This window comes from Lapidilactobacillus dextrinicus DSM 20335 (assembly GCF_001436095.1).
GTDB classification, from domain to species: Bacteria; Bacillota; Bacilli; order Lactobacillales; family Lactobacillaceae; genus Lapidilactobacillus; species Lapidilactobacillus dextrinicus.
The window spans coordinates 1-240 of record NZ_AYYK01000021.1; the positions used below are offsets into that span (position 1 = coordinate 1).

The 240-nt window shown below is 55.8% G+C and carries 3 tRNA genes; all 3 read left to right on the forward strand.

Annotated features, from left to right (window positions below):
• The first annotated feature begins 9 nt into the window (after positions 1 to 9).
• Positions 10 to 83: transfer RNA gene (locus FC84_RS07775), tRNA-Met, on the forward strand.
• Positions 84 to 86: 3 nt separating this feature from the next.
• Positions 87 to 160 (forward strand) — tRNA-Asp (locus FC84_RS07780).
• A gap of 6 nt (positions 161 to 166) precedes the next feature.
• Positions 167 to 239, forward strand: a tRNA-Phe gene (locus FC84_RS07785).
• The last annotated feature ends 1 nt before the right edge of the window (position 240 follow it).

Consider the following 240-nt stretch of genomic DNA (forward strand, 5'->3'; position numbering starts at 1 on the left):
TTATCTTATCGCGGGATGGAGCAGTCTGGTAGCTCGTCGGGCTCATAACCCGAAGGTCGCAGGTTCAAACCCTGCTCCCGCAATATGGTTCCATGGTCTAGTTGGTTAGGACGCCTGCCTGTCACGCAGGAGATCACGGGTTCGAGTCCCGTTGGGACCGTAGTTTGGCTCGGTAGCTCAGTTGGTAGAGCAATGGATTGAAGCTCCATGTGTCGGCAGTTCGATTCTGTCCCGCGCCAT